At 62.0% G+C, this 682-nt stretch carries 1 protein-coding gene and 1 pseudogene; both read right to left on the reverse strand.

Going from position 1 to position 682, the window contains the following annotated elements:
- Positions 1 to 484, reverse strand: a 484-nt coding sequence (locus DMP11_RS10080; protein ID WP_148041134.1) for an ABC transporter ATP-binding protein, incomplete at its 3' end; no start/stop codon positions are given.
- Positions 481 to 682 (reverse strand): annotated as a pseudogene (locus DMP11_RS10085) (TetR/AcrR family transcriptional regulator); the annotation flags it as partial. The gene DMP11_RS10080 and the pseudogene DMP11_RS10085, both read right to left, overlap by 4 nt.

Genomic DNA, 682 nt, shown 5'->3' on the forward strand with positions numbered 1-682 from the left:
TGGGCTCGTCGAGCAGGACGATGTCGGGCGAGGCCATGAACGCGCAGACCAGCCCCACTTTCTGCTTCGTGCCCTTCGACATCTTGCGAATGCGCCGCGCGGGATCCAGCTCGAAGTACTCGATCAGCTGCTCCATGCGCGTGCGGTCGCGCAGCTTCTTCATGCGCGCCATGAATTCAAGGAACGCCGCGCCGGTCATCTCGTCCATGCAGGCGATTTCGCCGGGCAGGTAGCCCAGGTGCTCCTGGATGCGTGCGCGCTGGCTGAAGCAGTTCAGGCCGTTGATGCTGACAGTTCCCTCATCAGGGCGGATGAAGCCCATGAGGTTACGCATGGTCACCGTCTTGCCGGCGCCGTTCGGTCCCAAAAAGCCGAACACCTCGCCCCGCTCCACGGCAAACGACACGCCGAACACGCCGCGTCCGCTTCCGTAATCTTTCTTGAGCCCCTCGATCGCAATCGCGGGGCCGATTGTTGCGCTCATCGGTATTCCTCCTTGTACGAATAGGCTTTCAGCATGTCGCACCAGCGGTACATCTCGTCCAGCATCGCATCCATGTCGAGGCGCTGATGCAGGGCGCGCTGCTGGTGCAGGTAGCCGTCAGCCAGCCAAATCAGCAGGTCGAGCACGTACTTCGGGTCGATGTCGTCGCGGAACCGGTCAAACCGCACGCATCTGAAG

Origin of the sequence: Parvibacter caecicola, from assembly GCF_003725335.1 — a bacterium.
GTDB classification, from domain to species: domain Bacteria; phylum Actinomycetota; class Coriobacteriia; order Coriobacteriales; family Eggerthellaceae; genus Parvibacter; species Parvibacter caecicola.